This window comes from Bacillus sp. cl95 (genome assembly GCF_900115925.1).
Taxonomy (GTDB): domain Bacteria; phylum Bacillota; class Bacilli; order Bacillales; family Cytobacillaceae; genus Neobacillus_A.
The window spans coordinates 281,749-299,447 of the sequence record NZ_FOYF01000006.1; the positions used below are offsets into that span (position 1 = coordinate 281,749).

General features: G+C 40.9%; 16 protein-coding genes and 1 other RNA gene. 2 read left to right on the top strand and 15 right to left on the bottom strand.

All coding sequences use genetic code 11. From position 1 onward, the window contains the following. Positions 1–136: 136 nt before the first annotated feature. The 15 genes from BMZ31_RS17120 to BMZ31_RS17190 form a co-directional block, all read right to left on the bottom strand. On the bottom strand, positions 137–445 hold the full coding sequence (locus tag BMZ31_RS17120; RefSeq protein ID WP_090833142.1) for an ArsR/SmtB family transcription factor: 309 nt from the start codon (positions 443–445) through the stop codon (positions 137–139). 593 nt (positions 446–1,038) lie between these two features. Beyond that, positions 1,039–1,374: a transfer-messenger RNA gene (ssrA, locus tag BMZ31_RS17125) on the bottom strand. Between the two features lie 160 nt (positions 1,375–1,534). After that, complete coding sequence (gene smpB / locus BMZ31_RS17130) at positions 1,535–1,999, bottom strand: SsrA-binding protein SmpB (protein ID WP_090833143.1); 465 nt, start codon at positions 1,997–1,999, stop codon at positions 1,535–1,537. 94 nt (positions 2,000–2,093) lie between these two features. Beyond that, positions 2,094–4,451: a ribonuclease R gene (rnr, locus tag BMZ31_RS17135; RefSeq protein WP_090833144.1), complete on the bottom strand. Its 2,358-nt coding sequence runs from the start codon at positions 4,449–4,451 to the stop codon at positions 2,094–2,096. 48 nt (positions 4,452–4,499) lie between these two features. Next, on the bottom strand, positions 4,500–5,246 hold the full coding sequence (locus tag BMZ31_RS17140) for an alpha/beta hydrolase (RefSeq protein WP_090833145.1): 747 nt from the start codon (positions 5,244–5,246) through the stop codon (positions 4,500–4,502). Between the two features lie 282 nt (positions 5,247–5,528). Continuing rightward, a complete protein-coding gene (secG, locus tag BMZ31_RS17145; RefSeq protein ID WP_090833146.1) occupies positions 5,529–5,762 on the bottom strand; it encodes a preprotein translocase subunit SecG in 234 nt (77 codons plus the stop codon). 423 nt (positions 5,763–6,185) lie between these two features. After that, a complete protein-coding gene (gene eno / locus BMZ31_RS17150) occupies positions 6,186–7,484 on the bottom strand; it encodes a phosphopyruvate hydratase (protein WP_090833147.1) in 1,299 nt (432 codons plus the stop codon). 131 nt (positions 7,485–7,615) lie between these two features. Continuing rightward, positions 7,616–9,151 carry a 2,3-bisphosphoglycerate-independent phosphoglycerate mutase gene (gpmI, locus tag BMZ31_RS17155; RefSeq protein WP_090833148.1) on the bottom strand — a complete coding sequence of 512 codons (1,536 nt, stop codon included), beginning with the start codon at positions 9,149–9,151 and terminating at the stop codon, positions 7,616–7,618. Continuing rightward, entirely contained in the window at positions 9,144–9,905 is a 762-nt protein-coding gene (gene tpiA / locus BMZ31_RS17160; protein ID WP_090833149.1) for a triose-phosphate isomerase, read from the bottom strand. Before tpiA ends, gpmI begins: the two co-directional genes overlap by 8 nt. Before the next feature lie 24 nt (positions 9,906–9,929). Then, positions 9,930–11,114 carry a phosphoglycerate kinase gene (gene pgk, locus BMZ31_RS17165; protein WP_090833150.1) on the bottom strand — a complete coding sequence of 395 codons (1,185 nt, stop codon included), beginning with the start codon at positions 11,112–11,114 and terminating at the stop codon, positions 9,930–9,932. Positions 11,115–11,513: 399 nt separating this feature from the next. Continuing rightward, positions 11,514–12,521 (bottom strand): type I glyceraldehyde-3-phosphate dehydrogenase, encoded by a 1,008-nt coding sequence (gene gap / locus BMZ31_RS17170; RefSeq protein ID WP_090833151.1) that lies wholly within the window; start codon positions 12,519–12,521, stop codon positions 11,514–11,516. 54 nt (positions 12,522–12,575) lie between these two features. Further along, positions 12,576–13,598, bottom strand: coding sequence for a sugar-binding transcriptional regulator (locus BMZ31_RS17175; RefSeq protein ID WP_090833152.1), 1,023 nt, complete (start codon positions 13,596–13,598; stop codon positions 12,576–12,578). 131 nt (positions 13,599–13,729) lie between these two features. Continuing rightward, a complete protein-coding gene (locus BMZ31_RS17180; protein WP_090833153.1) occupies positions 13,730–13,987 on the bottom strand; it encodes a glutaredoxin family protein in 258 nt (85 codons plus the stop codon). A gap of 13 nt (positions 13,988–14,000) precedes the next feature. Next, positions 14,001–15,338, bottom strand: coding sequence for an RNA polymerase factor sigma-54 (gene rpoN / locus BMZ31_RS17185; RefSeq protein ID WP_090833154.1), 1,338 nt, complete (start codon positions 15,336–15,338; stop codon positions 14,001–14,003). A gap of 282 nt (positions 15,339–15,620) precedes the next feature. Then, complete coding sequence (locus BMZ31_RS17190; RefSeq protein WP_090833155.1) at positions 15,621–16,160, bottom strand: DUF6241 domain-containing protein; 540 nt, start codon at positions 16,158–16,160, stop codon at positions 15,621–15,623. Between the two features lie 340 nt (positions 16,161–16,500). Between BMZ31_RS17190 and BMZ31_RS17195 the strand changes: the two genes are divergently transcribed. Further along, positions 16,501–17,328: a DUF4352 domain-containing protein gene (locus BMZ31_RS17195; RefSeq protein ID WP_090833156.1), complete on the top strand. Its 828-nt coding sequence runs from the start codon at positions 16,501–16,503 to the stop codon at positions 17,326–17,328. A 79-nt stretch (positions 17,329–17,407) separates the two neighbouring features. Further along, a partial coding sequence (locus BMZ31_RS17200) for a helix-turn-helix domain-containing protein (protein WP_139205970.1) occupies positions 17,408–17,699 on the top strand: 292 nt, incomplete at its 3' end.

Consider the following 17,699-nt stretch of genomic DNA (forward strand, 5'->3'; position numbering starts at 1 on the left):
ATAATAAATTAATATATCGCGAATTAACGATTTATTTTAATAAAAAAATAGATGACCTAGCATATTTATATATTCTGAAATCTCGATATATAGTAATTAATTAAAGTGAATTGCTTCAAGCAATTCACTTTAATCCTCAAATCTCTTTCGCAATGTAATAGCTTATTTCCTTAATCACTTCTTCATTACGCTTATAGTATGTCCACTTCCCCTTACGCGTTGCTTCGAGTAGCCCAGCCCGATGTAACATAGTAAGATATTGAGAAACCGTTGATTGTGTTACATTTAACTTTTGATGCAGCTGTGATACGCATACACCCTCTTTCTCAAAGCTAACCCCTTCAGAAATAGGGAGGGTAAAATAGTTTTCAGGCTCTTTTAACCACTTCAAAATCTGCAAACGTTTTTCATTAGACAATGCTTTAAAAATTTCTATGATATCCATATGTTTATTATATCATTAATTTCCGATATATCAATTTGTATTTTCCCCTAAAAGGACTTTTAAAACTTCTTGTGCATTATCCACTTGGACAATTCTTGTTTCAATTCTATCTTCTAAAACATAGTATAATAATTTCACGAGAATGCTCCTTTATTAATAACAAAATATTCCCACTTTGCAACTCTTTTTTTAGTTTAAAGCATATTATTGTCATTAACTTTTTAAAGCATAATGATGTAATGGTGACATTTTTATGCTTTAAGTCACAAAACCAAATAAAAAACCACCAAATATGTATTTGGTGGAGACGGTGGGACGTGCACTTCCATGCTTTCGTCATGGCACTGACTATATCTTGAACCTTCAATCTGAAGGCCCTCTGGCGTATTATGCGAATCATATATTTGCTTGAGTCTCTCAAGCCGGATTTCGCATCCTAGTACTACCACTTGGGGCAGCCTATAAGTCGATACACGGCTGTTGGATTACTCCACATACCGCTCGGCATTGCCTTGTCGTCATGTTGACGAGTTAGGTTTCACCGATAAAGCCAGATTTTCACTTGTGTGTTACCACACAAGGCGACTAATTACTAATCGAACCCACGTCCAAAGATATCGGCACTTAAGCTTCTACGAGTGTAGTCGACATATTGGCGTTTCGCTGATCCTTATGCCTATCGACAGGCGTCCGGTCAGCTAGCCTGGTTGTTCTCTTCCTTCATCCTCAGGCGGTGGAATCCGGCGTAGCCTACTTAAAGTGAGTCCCTTACCCTACCACATAGGCGATGGAGGGAGGAACCGCTAAGCGCTATTAAGCAGCTAAAGCGAAGTTGTTTTGAGTTTTGCCAGTTATTGGCTTTGACGTTTTAACGAGGCCGATCCCCTCGACTCGCAACCCAAGCTCGAACTACCCCTGTCGAATCCGTAGCGTCCCCATGTAAGAGTATAAGCGGAAAATCACATTTAAGATTTACACGCCCTGACGTTCGGGATGCTCAAGTTAAGTTTGAGCAAAAGTCATCGTCGCTCCTGCGACATAACTTATTATAACACAGTGAGCAGATATTTCAATTGTAAATATCTGTATTTACTTCTGACGGTCGCGGAAGGCACGCTCAATGTCACGTTTCGCTTCTTTCTGCTTTAAATCCTCACGCTTGTCATAATTCTTTTTACCCTTTGCAAGACCAATCAAAACTTTGGCAAAGCCATTTTTCAAGTATAGCTTTAACGGTACGAGTGCATAGCCTGCTTGCTTTGTTTCACCAATCAACTTGGCAATTTCGCGACGTTTTAATAGAAGCTTTCTTGTTCTTAATGGATCGTGGTTATAGCGGTTTCCTTGCTCATATGGGCTAACATGCATGCTGTACAAAAAGATTTCATTGTTAAAAATTTTAGCATACGAATCTTTCAGGTTGATACGCCCAGCACGAATAGCTTTGATTTCCGTACCCTGAAGAACGATGCCAGCTTCGAATGTTTCTTCGATAAAATAATCGTGATACGCTTTTTTATTATTGGAAATGAGTTTCCCTTCACCTTTTGGCATTGTAACTTCCCCCTCATCTATCTCTATTTTAGCAAATTGCTATTACTACTACAACGAAAGAGAGCCCAGCTCTGAGCCCTCTTTCTCGTCATTGTTATTTATTCTTGCGTTTCTTGCTTTTCGCTTTAGGAACATTCTCGAAAAACTTACGCTTCTTCTTAGATTTATTTTTCGAATCGTCGGAAGGCTTTCCTCCGCCTCCACCACGTGATTTAGGCTTGTCGCCTTCTTTATTGCGGCGCGGTTTCTTTGAATCGCTTCCCGTTTTGAAGATTTTCGTTGGACCACTGCGCTCATCAGGACGACGCGTTCCTTTCATACCGACAATCTCAAAGTCGATGGAGCGCTCTTCTTTTTTCACATTAACGACACGTACGGTAATTTCGTCCCCAATTCGAAACACATTGCCTGTACGCTCACCGATCATGGCAAAATGACGGTCATCAAAGCGGTAGTAATCATCGGTCATATAGCTAACATGAACAAGACCTTCAATTGTGTTCGGCAATTCGACGAATAAGCCAAAGTTCGTGACAGAACTAATAATACCATCGTATTCTTCACCGATTTTGTCTTCCATGTATTCTGCTTTCTTCATTTCATCCGTCTCACGTTCAGCATCGACAGCGCGACGTTCCATTTTTGAAGAATGATCCGCAATTTCAGGAAGGCGAGCATTCCACTTCTCTCTTGTAGGTTGATCGAGCTTTCCTTCTATTAAATACGTACGGATCAAACGGTGTACGATTAAGTCAGGATAACGGCGAATCGGTGATGTGAAATGGGTGTAGAATTCCGTAGATAATCCGAAGTGACCAAGGCTGTTCGGATCATACTTTGCCTGTTGCATGGAGCGAAGCATGACAGTAGACACAACCATCTCTTCTGGCTTCCCTTGAACTTCTTCGATGATCTCCTGAAGCGCTCGTGGGTGAACGTCATTTGCCGTTCCTCTCACGATATAGCCGAAGTTCGTAATGAATTCAAAGAAACGTCTAAGTTTGTCTTCCTTTGGATCTTCATGGATACGGTAAATGAAAGGTACGTCGAGCCAGTGGAAATGCTCAGCAACCGTTTCGTTGGCACATAGCATGAACTCCTCAATCAATCTCTCAGCGACAGAACGTTCACGCAAGACAACATCGGTTGGCTTACCGTCTTCTTCAACCAAAACCTTTGATTCTTTAAAATCAAAGTCAATCGCACCACGCGCCATACGCTTTTTGCGCAGGATAGCCGCTAGCTCCTCCATCATTTTGAACATAGGTACAAGTGGTTTGTAACGCTCTATTAATTCCTCGTCTTGATCAACAAGGATCTTTTTAACATCCGTATAAGTCATTCGCTCAGCAGTCTTGATGACACTTTGGAAAATCTCATGATGAACGACTTCGCCATCAGGATTAATCTCCATGTCACAAGATAGGGTTAAGCGGTCAACTTGAGGATTCAATGAGCATATCCCGTTAGATAGACGATGAGGGATCATCGGAATAACACGGTCAACGAGGTACACACTTGTCGCACGATCTGCAGCCTCACGGTCAATTGGCGATTCTTCTGTCACATAATATGTAACATCTGCGATATGGACGCCAAGTTTATAGTTGCCATTCTCTAGCTTCGTTACCGTTACCGCGTCATCAAGGTCTTTCGCATCGGCACCATCGATGGTGACAATCGTTTGGCTTCTTAAATCACGACGATTAGCGATTTCGCTCTCATCTATTGTATCTGGCGCCTCATTTGCTTGCTGCAATACATCATCAGGGAAAGCAAGCGGCAATCCGTGTTTATGAATAACAGAAAGAATATCGACGCCAGGATCGTTTTTGTGCCCAAGGATTTCGACGATTTCTCCTTCAGCACTTTTACGCCCTTCCGGATACGTCGTCAATTTGACGACTACTTTATGACCTTCAATGGCACCTTTGGCAGCTGATTTCGGGATAAAAATATCACTAGCGAACTTTTTATCATCAGGCAACACGAATCCAAAATTACGGCTTTCCGTATAAGTCCCGACGATTTGCTGGACGCCTCTTTCAAGAATACGTACAACACTTCCTTCGCGTCGCTCACCAGACGTTTCCGAGGAAACTCTAACAAGAACGATGTCACCATGCATTGCATTGTTCGTTTCATTTGGCGGAATGAAAATATCATCTGCCCCTGGTTCTTCAGGCACAACAAAGGCAAACCCTTTTGCATGGCCCGTCAGTTTACCTTTAATTAAATTCATTTTTTGCGGCAGACCGTAACGATTGCTGCGCGTTCTGACGACGAGGCCTTTCTCTTCCATGACCACGAGTGCTTTCACAAACTCTTTAAAAGAACTGGAGTCACTTATTCCAAAAGCTGTTTCTAACTCCTGAACCGTTAGCGGCTTATAAGCCTCGTCTTTCATATACTGCAATAACCTGTCTATATGGTTTTGAATGTTTTCTTCCAAGCAGATTCCTCCTTTTGAGGATTTATATTTTATGAATTTGGGCTTATCCTAATTGTGCCAATCCAATTTTTCTAAAAAGTTATAAACGTCTTCATGAAGCTGTTCCTTTTCCACATCAAGCGTAATCACGTGACCGGAATTTTCATACCACTTCAATTCTTTCAAATCTGATTCTACTTCGTTATAAATGATATTCGCGCTGTCTGTATTAATCATATGATCATTTCTCGCCTGCACGACAAATGTTGGGGCATAAATCATATCAACATGATTTCTGACATCACTGATTAGTCCTTGAAGTGCCTTAAGTGTGTTCATTGGTGTCTTTTGGAATTCGATCATCTCTGTTTCAATTTCCTGTTCAGACTTTCTTTCCTGCTTTTTATATTCGCGGGCATAGTCAAGAATTCCCTGGTACATCACTTCTTCACTTTTAATATACATTGGAGCACACATCGGTACGATACCCTTTATAGGAACAGTGTAACCTAATTTTAAAGAAAATACCCCGCCGAGGGAAAGCCCTGCAACAGCGATCTCGTTATGACCTTTATTTTTCAAAAATTCATAGCCCGCCATGACATCCTGCCACCAATCTTCTGGACCTGTATGAACAAGTTCTTCTGGTGGAACGCCGTGACCTTTATAGTGTGGTGCGTGACAAGTGTATCCCTTTTTCTCGAGGAATCTGCCTAGCATCCTAACGTCAGAGGAATTGCCAGTAAAACCGTGCAACAACAGAACGGCTCTATTTCCTCCTTCAAAAGTAAATGGCTTTGGCATTGCAACTCTCATATGTAAAACTCCTTTATTAACAAATTACTTTCACTTAAATGGTGAAATAAGTTTAACCAAACGTTTGTTTAGTTTTGCAAATCCCTTATGGGACATGGCTTCTACACTCTTTAAACAAACGTTTGAACAACAGAATCAAAATACGATTATGAATTTAGTTTAAACAAACATGACCCACACATTCCAGAAATAAGCATTATATAATTCGATAAGCTTCCAAGCTATGTGACTCTGTAGAAAAAATCAAAAAACCTGACCGGTTAAGGCCAGGTTTGATTGATCTTATAATTTGAAATATGATACTGCAATTGTTAAGACAAAGAATAAGACAGCCAGTACAACCGTGATTCGGTGAAGTACCAAGTCGATTCCGCGTGCTTTTTGCTTGCCGAAAAGTTGCTCAGCACCACCTGAAATGGCACCGGACAAACCTGCGCTTTTGCCTGATTGAAGCAAGACAACAAGAATAAGTCCAAGGCTTACGATGACTAATAATGTAACTAATAATGCGTGCATGAAGTCCACCTCCGTTAACGTACATTTACATTATTTTAAATTTATCATAATTTTGTTTTTTTAACAATAGAAGGTTTTAAGCTTTGGGAATGAAGTGGAAACTCGGATTAACTTTTCCCTATCTGAAAAATCGGGAGTAGATTTGCTAGAAAGTGTCTGAATTTTGTCAGGCGCGAGTAGAATCGAGATTTACCCAAGTAAAACTAGAATTTACACGAGTAAAACTCTGATTCTCGCGAGTAAACTATACAATTACACAAACAAAACAGCACCCTCCCTCAGAAAGCCATATGAATTCATTGAGAGGGGGAATAAACAAGTTAATAAGGCGTAAATAACACGAATCAAGCCTAATGAAGAAACCCTCAAAACAGAAAAAAAACTCGCACCCTATAAAAAGTGCGAGCTTTTTTCAAGAAATCATTATTTCTTTAAGTTGTAGAAAGATTTGATTCCTAAGAATTGAGCTGTTTCGTTTAATTGATCTTCGATACGAAGCAATTGGTTGTATTTCGCAACACGGTCAGTACGTGATGGTGCACCAGTCTTGATTTGACCAGCGTTTGTTGCAACAGCGATGTCAGCAATTGTGCTGTCTTCTGTTTCACCAGAACGGTGAGAGATAACTGCTGTGTAACCAGCGCGCTTAGCCATTTCGATTGCATCGAAAGTTTCAGTTAATGTACCGATTTGGTTAACTTTGATAAGGATTGAGTTAGCAATTCCTTTTTCAATACCTTCAGCAAGTTTAGAAGTGTTTGTAACGAATAGATCGTCACCAACTAATTGTACTTTACCGCCGATGCGCTCAGTTAGAAGCTTGTGACCTTCCCAGTCGTTTTCGTCAAGACCGTCTTCGATAGAGATGATTGGATATTTAGAAACAAGCTCTTCATACCAGTCAACCATTTCTGCAGAAGTTTTCACAAGACCTTCACCAGCAAGGTGGTATTTACCGTCTTCTTTGCTGTAAAGCTCAGAAGATGCAACGTCCATTGCTAGCATGATTTCTTCGCCTGGCTTGTAGCCTGCTTTTTCGATTGCTTCAATAATTGTAGATAGTGCTTCTTCGTTTGAACCAAGGTTTGGAGCGAATCCGCCTTCGTCACCTACAGCAGTGTTAAGGCCTTTACCTTTAAGAACGTCTTTCAAGCTGTGGAAGATTTCAGCACCCATGCGTAATGCTTCTTTGAAGCTTTCAGCACCAACAGGCATTACCATGAATTCTTGAATATCAACGTTGTTGTCAGCGTGTGCGCCACCGTTAACGATGTTCATCATTGGAACTGGAAGTTGCTTCGCGTTGAATCCGCCAAGGTATTGGTATAAAGGCATATCAAGGTAGTCAGCAGCAGCGTGTGCAACAGCCATAGACACACCAAGGATAGCGTTAGCGCCTAATTTACCTTTGTTGTCAGTACCATCAAGTTCGATCAAAGCTTTGTCGATAGAAACTTGATCAAGTACGTTGAACTCTTCGCCGATTAGGAATGGAGCGATTGTTTCGTTTACGTTTTCAACAGCTTTCAATACACCTTTACCAAGGTAACGGCTCTTGTCGCCATCACGTAATTCTACTGCTTCGTGTTCACCAGTTGATGCTCCACTTGGAACGATTGCGCGACCAAAAGCGCCTGAATCAGTGAAAACTTCAACTTCGATTGTTGGGTTACCGCGTGAGTCTAAAACTTCGCGTGCGTATACGTCAGAAATAAATGGCATAATGGTATCTCTCCTTGAGTTTAATTGTTGTTTTTAGTTTTTGGCTTCCGTTATCCGCGGGCCCACGGATATCTTCCACTCTTTTATTATCAGGTTGCCGTCAGCAATCACTCTTCAGGTCCTGATTTATTTTACTTAATTAGTGTTGTTCCAGTCATTTCAACTGGCTTTTGAACTTTCAGTAAGTCCAGAATCGTTGGTGCTAAGTCACCAAGGATACCGTCTTCACGCAATTCCATACCTTCTTTTGTCACGATGACAGGTACTGGGTTTGTCGTATGTGCAGTCATTGGAGTGCCTTCAAGTGTTACCACTTCGTCAGCATTTCCGTGGTCAGCTGTAATGATGGCTGTGCCACCTTTTGCAATGATCAAGTCAACTAAGCGTCCAAGACATTCGTCAACCGTTTCAATTGCTTTGATTGTCGGCTCAAGCATACCTGAGTGACCAACCATATCAGGATTTGCATAGTTTAACAGGATTACATCGAATTTATCTGCTTCGATTTCCTTTACAAGTGCATCCGTTACTTCGTAAGCGCTCATTTCAGGCTTCAGGTCGTAAGTTGCCACTTTCGGAGAAGGAATCAAGATTCTTTCTTCGCCTGGGAACTCCTGCTCGCGGCCACCGCTCATGAAGAACGTTACGTGCGGATACTTTTCAGTTTCAGCGATGCGCAGTTGTGTTAAACCGTTTTGTGCTAATACTTCACCAAGTGTATTATCTAGGTTTGTCGGTTTGAATGCAACATAACCGTCCACTGTTTCGCTGAAATGAGTCAAACAAACGAAAAATAGGTTTTTCGGGTGCTTCGGTCCACGGTCAAAAGAACGGAAGTCTTCATTTGTGAACGTGTTAGATATTTGGATCGCACGGTCTGGGCGGAAATTATAGAAAATAACAGCGTCATTTTCCTGAATCGTCGCAACCGGCTGTCCGTCTTCTTTTGTAATAACAGAAGGCAAGACGAACTCATCGAAGATTCCGTGTTGATAAGAATCTTTCACGACTTCAAGAGGGTCGGAATAGCTAGGTCCTTCACCATCTACCATCGCATGGTAAGATTTTTCAACACGCTCCCAACGCTTATCGCGGTCCATGGAATAATAGCGTCCAGAAATCGTTGCGAATTCGCCAACGCCATACTCCTTCATTTTGTCCAGCGTTTGCTGAATGTATGTTTCTGCCGTTTGCGGACCAACATCACGTCCATCAAGGAAAGCATGAACATAAACTTTTTCAAGTCCTTCATCAGCTGCAAGCTTCAAAAGGGAGAACATATGGTTAATATGGCTATGAACGCCGCCATCCGATAGCAAACCGAACAAGTGAAGGGCTGTGCCATTCTTTTTAGCATGTTCTACTGCCGCAACCAATGTTTCATTTTTCACGAATTCGCCTTCGCGAATAGCGACATTAACACGAGTTAAGCTTTGGTATACAATGCGTCCCGCACCAATATTCAAGTGTCCAACTTCGGAATTCCCCATCTGTCCTTCAGGCAAACCAACAGCTTCTCCACTAGCCGTTAACTGTGCGTGAGGATATTTGTTCCAGAATCGTTCGAAGTTAGCTTTATTGGCTTGTGCTACTGCATTTCCTTTACGCTCGCCCCTTAATGCGAATCCATCTAAGATGATAAGGGCTACAGGAGAAGTTTTACTCATTGCTTCCTGCCTCCAGTAGTTGCAAGTAAGACTTCGACTCTAAGCTTGCTCCACCTACCAACGCTCCGTCGATATCCGGCTGTGCCATGTATTCTTGAATGTTTTCAGGTTTTACACTGCCACCGTATTGAATGCGGACCGCTTCAGCCACTTCTTGTGAAAACTTCTCAGCCACGACTTGACGAATGTGTGCACACACTTCGTTTGCATCTGCTGCTGTTGAAGATTTCCCCGTTCCGATTGCCCAAATTGGCTCATAAGCAATAACAGTTTGCTTTACTTGCTCGTCAGTCAAACCTTCAAGAGCTTTTTCGATTTGAGAGCCTACAAGTGTCATGGTTTCACCGTTTTCACGCTGTTCCAATGTTTCACCACAGCAAACGATCGGAGTTAAGTTATATTTGAAAGCAGCTAATGTCTTTTTGTTTACAGACTCATCTGTTTCATTGAACATTTCCCGTCTTTCTGAGTGCCCGATGATGACATACTTCACACCCAGGTCTTCAAGGGCTTTCGGGCTGATTTCGCCAGTGAATGCGCCGCTTTCTTCGAAGTGCATATTTTGCGCACCGATTTCAACGTCAGACTCCTTTGTCACTTCAACTAAACGCTCTAAAAAGAGGGCTGGAGCACAAATGACAGAGTCAATTTTGTCTTTCTTAGGAACAAGTCCGTTTACTTCCTCAACAAAGCTTCTTGCTTCGCTAAGTGTTTTTTGCATTTTCCAGTTTCCTGCAATGATAGGTTTACGCATATATGCTCATCCTTCCGTGCTATATTACTTATCGTTTAAAGCGACAACGCCAGGTAATTCCTTACCTTCCATGAACTCAAGTGAAGCTCCTCCACCAGTTGAGATATGGCTCATTTTGTCCGCTAAATGGAATTTTTCAACAGCAGCAGCTGAATCGCCACCGCCAATGACCGAATATGTATCTGTTGCTTCGGCCAATGCTTCCGCTACCGCTTTCGTTCCGCCTGCAAATGCATCAAATTCGAATACGCCCATTGGTCCATTCCAGATAACAAGCTTAGAGTTCTTGATGACATCTTGGTAGATGGCAGCTGTTTTTGGTCCGATATCAAGAGCTTCCCAGTCAGAAGGAATGTCTTCGATGCTTACTTCTTTCTTATTTGCAGTTGGTGAGAAATCGTCTGCAACGACTACATCAACAGGCATGTAGAAATTAACGCCTTTTTCTTTTGCTTTTTCCATGAAGGATTTAGCAAGATCGATTTTATCTTCTTCAAGCAATGATTTGCCTACTTCGTGTCCTTGTGCCTTAACGAAAGTATAAGCAAGACCACCACCGATGATTAAGTTGTCCACTTTCTCAAGCAAGTTTTCGATAACACCAATCTTATCCTTAACCTTTGCCCCACCAATGATCGCTGTGAAAGGACGTTCAGGATTAAATAAAGCTTTACCAAGCACTTCGATTTCTTTTTCCATTAAGAAACCTGCTACTGCTGGAAGGTGATGAGCAATACCTTCAGTTGAAGCATGTGCTCTATGAGCCGCTCCAAATGCATCATTCACATAAACATCAGCAAGCTCTGCGAAAGCTTTTGCCAATTCTGGATCGTTCTTTTCTTCACCTGGGTAAAAACGAACGTTTTCAAGAAGCAATACATCGCCTTCGTTCATTGCAGCAATTTGAGATTGGACAGCTTCTCCGTAAGCTTCATCAGCCTTCGCAACTTCTTTTCCAAGAAGATCAGACAAACGTGCTGCAACAGGAGTGAGACGCATTTCTTCTACGACTTTGCCTTTCGGGCGGCCAAAGTGACTTGCTAAAATAACCTTTGCTCCCTGCTCTGATAAGTGCTTGATCGTTGGCAAGGCAGCACGGATACGTGTTTCGTCCGTTACTTTGCCGTCTTGCATCGGCACGTTAAAATCTACTCGGCAAAATACTCGTTTACCTTTCACGTCAACATCTTTTAATGTTTTCTTGTTCATGGCAAGGAACCTCCCTATGATTGAAAGCTTAATTCGGGCAATTGCCCTTAAATAATAGACTCTGTTAAACTAGCCTGTTGATTTCCGCTCCAGTCGCTTGATTTCCTAGACGAATTTTGAAAAATCCCAAATGCCGGCTTTTTCAAGAGCAAATTCGTCCTGGGGGCGTTCGCCGAGCCTCCTCGTCGCTAACACTCCTGCGGGGTCTCGCCTGAACCGCTAGTCCCCTAGGAGTCAAGCGCCTTCCACTACAATCAACAAAGTGCAGAAAATCAACAATGTACTTTAACATAGCTAAATAATAAAAGGAGAGGGGAATCTTCCCCGCTCCCCTTGAAAAGCATACATTCTTTTTCAGTATAGACGCTTCAGTCTTTATTATCCAATTTTAGCTAGGAATTAAAGACCTTTTTTCGCCATGAAGTCAATTAGGTCAACAACGCGGCTAGAGTAACCAGTTTCGTTGTCGTACCAAGAGATTACTTTTACCATGCTGCCTTCCATAACCATTGTAGAAAGTGCATCGATTGTAGAAGAGTAAGCATTCCCGTTGTAGTCACCAGATACTAGTGGCTCTTCGCTGTATCCAAGGATACCTTTAAGTTCGCCTTCAGCAGCTTCTTTGAACGCAGCGTTCAATTCTTCAACTGTTACTTCTTTTTCAAGCTCAGCAACTAGGTCAACTAGTGAAACGTTTGGAGTTGGTACACGCATTGCTCCACCGTTTAATTTGCCTTTAAGTTCAGGCAATACTAGTGATACTGCTTTTGCAGCTCCAGTAGTTGTTGGGATGATGTTTTCTGCTGCTGCACGAGCACGACGGTAGTCTTTGTGCGGCAAGTCAAGGATTTGTTGGTCATTTGTGTATGAGTGAACAGTTGTCATCATACCACGCTTGATTCCGAACTTGTCGTTAAGAACTTTTGCAAATGGAGCTAAGCAGTTTGTAGTACAAGATGCGTTAGAGATAACGTTGTGGTTAGCTGCATCGTACTTGTCTTCGTTAACACCCATTACGATTGTGATGTCTTCATCTGTTGCAGGAGCAGAGATGATAACTTTCTTAGCGCCAGCTTCTAAGTGCTTAGCAGCATCAGAGCGCTTAGTGAAACGTCCAGTTGATTCAACTACTACGTCAACTCCAAGCTCACCCCATGGAAGTAATGCAGGGTCGCGTTCTGCAACAACCTTCACTTTGTGACCGCCAACTACTAGGTAGTCGCCATCAACTTTTACATCTTCTTGAAGAGTTCCGTGAACGGAATCATATTTTAAAAGGTGTGCAAGCATATTTGCATCTGTAAGATCGTTTACTGCTACAATTTCAACGTTAGGATTTTTTAGAGCTGCGCGGAAAACCACACGTCCAATACGTCCAAATCCATTAATACCAACTTTAACTGCCATGATAAATTTCCTCCTTTGAGTCTTTAAGGATTGATATATTTTATATAAAGGGGGTTACCCTTTTAATAACATTTTCGCGGCGCCTTCATCCGTTATCAAAATGGTTGATGAAGGTGCTTGTTTCATGTAGGCACCAATTGCCTTTGCTTTCGATGTGCCACCGGCAACTGCCAGCACATTCGGAATCTTGTCTAGATCATCGAGCTGCAGCCCAATTGTTAACACTTTATGGATAATTTCGCCTTCTTCGTTAAAATAGTAACCGAAAGCCTCTCCGACAGCGTTCCCCGCCTGAATCTTATCCAAATCATTTTGATTTGTGTTACGACGCTCAGCCATTGTAATAGCGTCCCCAATTCCGTGCAAAACCATGCTTGCTGATTGAATGAGCGCTAAAACTTCATGAATGATCGGTTCCTTGATAAACGACTCGTAAATATCTCTGCTAACTTGGTCGGGTACGTAAAAAGTGCGGTGTTTTCCATTTGTATTAGCCGACATAATGGCACAAATCGTATTTGCTTGATTTTGTACATCTTCGCCTATTCCGCCTCTGGCAGGAACAAAAAGCAATTCTTTGTCTCCAAATTCAGGAACCAATTTCTCTGCTACCGCGGCTGAAGTAGATCCACCTGTCACAGCGATGATATTTTTTCCGACTAACAGCTTTTTCATGCAAGCCGCACAAGCTCTACCGATCTCACTTTTTACCCAAGGTGACTCGTCGCTATCTCCTGGCACGATGACGACTTGCCTAATGCCAAGTTTGCGTTGCAATTCGACTTCCATAACATCTATACCCGTCAATTCCCTCATTAACCCATCAAGATTGTCGAGCAAATCAATGCCTTCTTGCGTCAAACTCATTCCGATATTGTTCGCAGAGATTAAGTTCTGATCTTTTAAAAACTCAACTTCGCTTCTTAAAATCCGTTCTGTCAGACCAAGGCTGGCTGCGAGGCTTCTTCGCCCAACGGGTTGTCTCAACCTTATGTACTGAAGAATATCGTATCGTTTGTGCATGATACTTAAGAGGTCGGGTAATAATCTTTTTTGGATGTCGATAAATGAACGCATATGGTGAACTCCTTTATAACTCAGTGGTGGTCTAAAAATGTCCCTTATGGACATATGATGTCCCACGACTTGTAAAAAAAATCACCCCTGTTACAAATTACATTCTAGCAGGGGTGAAAACCGAATTCAACTCATATGAATGAAGTTTTTTCTTGTAAACGTTTACTTATGACTAATTTGTTAACATTCCCATATTCTACCTCTTCCCCGTCCATTACAACGACCGGAATCATGAGTCCGTAGCGCTCCGTCAACTCGTCACTTAGGTCAATATCATGCTCTTCGATTGAGAAGTGAAAGTCCATTTGAAGTTCCTGCAGGATGTTTTTTGCGTTCTCACATAAATGACAGCGATTGCGTGTGTAGAAATGTATGATGGTAGGTTCCATATGGGTAACTCCTTTATTCGTATCTTTTTCGCTTAGATGATGAAGGAATGCCTAACTGATCCCGATACTTCGCAACCGTCCGTCTGGAAACAACGATTCCTTCCTTTGCTTCCAATGTATCGGCAATCTCCTGATCAGAAATTGGCTTCGCTTTATTTTCAACCGAAATAAGTTGTGAAATCAAGTTTTTCACTTGCGATGACGATGTATTTTCATCCGTTACAGTTTGAATCATACTTGTAAAAAACGACTTAAGGTCATAGGTGCCTTTTGGGGTTTGCACGTATTTTTCACGTACGGCCCTACTGACAGTCGATTCGTGTATATCCAGTTCCCCAGCAACTTCCTTCATCGTCATAGGTCTAAGATTCTTAGGACCTTTGATAAAAAATCCCGGTTGTTTCTCAACGATTTTCTGTACAACTCTTAAAAGCGTTTCTTTTCTTTGTTCAATACTCTTCAAAATCCATTGATAATCCTGATACTTTCCTTGTAAAAATTGATTCACTTGCTTTTCATCCGTCTTGCTGAACTTTTCAAAGTACGGCTGATTGAAACTGATTTTCGGAAGCATATCATCATAAACCTGCACATGAAATTGTTCCCCATCCCAATCAACGATGGCATCCGGAACAATATAGGACGTTTTTTCTGTTTGGAAAGAGGCAGCTGGCTTCGGATTCAATAATTGCAAACGGTCATAGACCACTTGAACTTCTTTTAAGGTAATTCCAAGCTCTTTCGCGATTTCTTTCCATTTCTTTTTGGAAAAAGCATCAAAATGTTCTGTCACAATCGTTTCCGCAAGCTCATCCGGCTCATCTAAATGCTCAAGCTGTATCAGCAAGCATTCCTGCAAGTTCCTAGCCCCCACTCCGGCAGGTTCAAGGCAATGAAGGAGCGTTAAGCACTCTTCCACCTTGCTTGTTGTAGTCCCTAGCGACTCTGCAATTTGTTCTGTTCCTTCTATTAAGTAACCGTTTTCATCCAATGCATGGATGATACGCTTTAGAGTCTTCAATTTAAGCGCTGATAATTTTTTCATAGGCAATTGGCCAATTAGGTATTCTTCTAAAGAAAACTTCATTTCGCCTATTTGCTGCAGCCACTGTGAACGATCATAACTCGCGTTCACTTTACTCGGTTTGTGCTTAATTCGTTCACGCAGGGGATTCATCGGGCGAGTATGCTCCGACTCAAGTTGTAAGAAAGGGTTCTCAAGCGCCTTATCTTCCAGAAATGCCGAGAGTTCTTGAGCATTATATTGCAAGAGAGTAATTGCCTGGGTCAATTCTTGCGTCATTGCCAGTTTCATTGTCTGTTGTTGAAATAGCCCAGCTTTCATGTTCATCTTTATCCCCCCTGCTAGCTATTTTACATCAAGGATTAGAAATGGTGAATGGAAAGATATTGGTTTTATTTGTGGGGGAGAAAGAGGTAGACATTTTGAGGTGTGTGGTACTCCGTTGAATGTTAATTTCCCGTTATTGCGGATAATTTCCTTTTTGCGAGGATTTATTTCCGTTTTGAAAAAAATATTCCCGCAATCTGTGATTATTTTCCCGTTTCTGTCGAGATATTCCTTTTTGGATGGAGACAGATGAATCAATCCCCATCCAAACTCGAATCCCAATTATTGCTCTACTTTAAAATGTTCCTGGATGAATTCAGCTTCATCTTCCGCGGACAACACACTGATTGCCTCTCCAATGCTGCCTCCTTGCAATCTCCAAATAGCGTTGTGATCTTCATCCGCTACTGAAAAATCATACATCGCCCAACGTTCAAGGATATCCAAATATACTTCAGCATTCATATACTTTTCCTTGTTTTGTTCAACAACCGTGATAAGACGATTCACTCTTTCAGGTGTTAAGGGAAGGGCACCCCATTTTTTATCCGCATATACTTTCTGATGGGACATGTGGTGGATAGCTTCCATCACCGCATTTTCTGACATATCAGAAGGAAATTTAGCATTTACGTTCGTATTAGTCTCGACCAATGTGACGATGGTCTCTCCATCATCATTGATTTCTTTTTGCATGGTGACCACATCTTTTGTAAACGGAATGGGCCCTCCTGTCTTGTAATAATAAAAACAGAATGCTAATCCCGCTAATAAAATGAGGACACGTTGGGGCCAAGATAATTTTTTGAGGAATTTTTTCATATGATTTTATCTCCAGTCTTTTTGCTGATATCTTGATAGAAAACCCACTCTGGCAATCTATTTTCATATGTAAAGGCTCACTAAATAATAGGATTTGAAATTTATAGTTCCGCATTTATCTGAAAATTCCTTCTACTATTTTCGAAAAATATTAGATATAGAAACCTAAATACTTTAGCCGCCGTATTAAGAAATATTCTCAGGATTGATATTTCATTTCCGATAAAATGTACTTGGTATATCCAATATTTGTCGAAATTGAGAATTCTTTGTCGAAAGCATAGTAAATTTCCTGCGAAATTTGTAAGATATTAACGTAATAGAAAAGGAGGAAATTAATTTGAAAAAGTCTGTGGTTTTTTCCATTGTTCTTATCTTAATCATTTCGTTAATCGGATGTTCATCTGAAAGTTCTTCTTCGTCAAAAAAGGAATCAAAAAAAGAAGAAACTAACAAAGAAGTAAAATTATTAAGTAAAGAGGAATTTACGAAGATGTATTCTGATCCAAAGAAATACAAAGGTTCAAAAGTAGAGTTTTTTGCTAAAATTTTTGTAGATCCTGAGAAAGATGATAAAGGCACATACATGCAAGTCTATGCAGAAAATAACTCAGAAAAAAATACTATCGTAGCAATTAAAGATCCAAATATTGATGTAAAAGTTGATGACATCATCTTTATTTCGGGTAAAGTAGAGGATGCTTTTGAAGGTGAAAATGCAATGGGTGGTACGATTACTGCGCCAACAATTCTTGCAGATAAAGTAGAGAAATCAGATTATGCTACTGCATTTGCACCAGCTATAAAAACTGTTGACGTTAACCAGAACATTGACCAACATGGATTTGTTTTAAATATTAGTAAAATAGAAATTGCAGAAAATGAAACGCGTTTATTTGTTGATATTACAAATAACTCAAATGACACTATTTCATTCTACAGTTTTAATTCAAAGTTAGTAGTTAACGATCAACAATTAGAAACCTCTGATAATTACGAAGCAGGATATCCTGAAATTCAGTCAGAGATATTACCAGGGATAAAAACACAAGGTATTCTTACTTTTCCAAAAGTTGCCGAGTCCGGTAGTTTGAAAGTTTATATGGAGGGGTCTTCAAATAATTATGAACTTGAATTTCAACCCTTCCAATTTGAAGTGACATACTAAATCAAATAAATATAAGCCCCTCCAAAATGAACTGCCCCGTAAATGTTAGACACTAACCTAACATTTACGGGGTGTTTTTGTGTCCAAATTTAAAGCGGAAGATAAGATACAAATTGTATTAAGGTATTCAGAGGGAATTGAAAGTTTTGAAAAAATTGCGGAAGAAGTAAGAGTTAGTAAATCCATTATCAGGGGATGGGTTAGGCTTTATGAACAACAAGGTCTGGAAGCATTTATTAAGTCCTATACAAATTATTCTGGGGAATTTAAACTAAATGTACTCAATTATATGAACGAAAAGGGTACATCTTCTTATGACACAGCTGCCATTTTCAATATTTCTTCACCTGGTATGGTCCGAAATTGGAGAA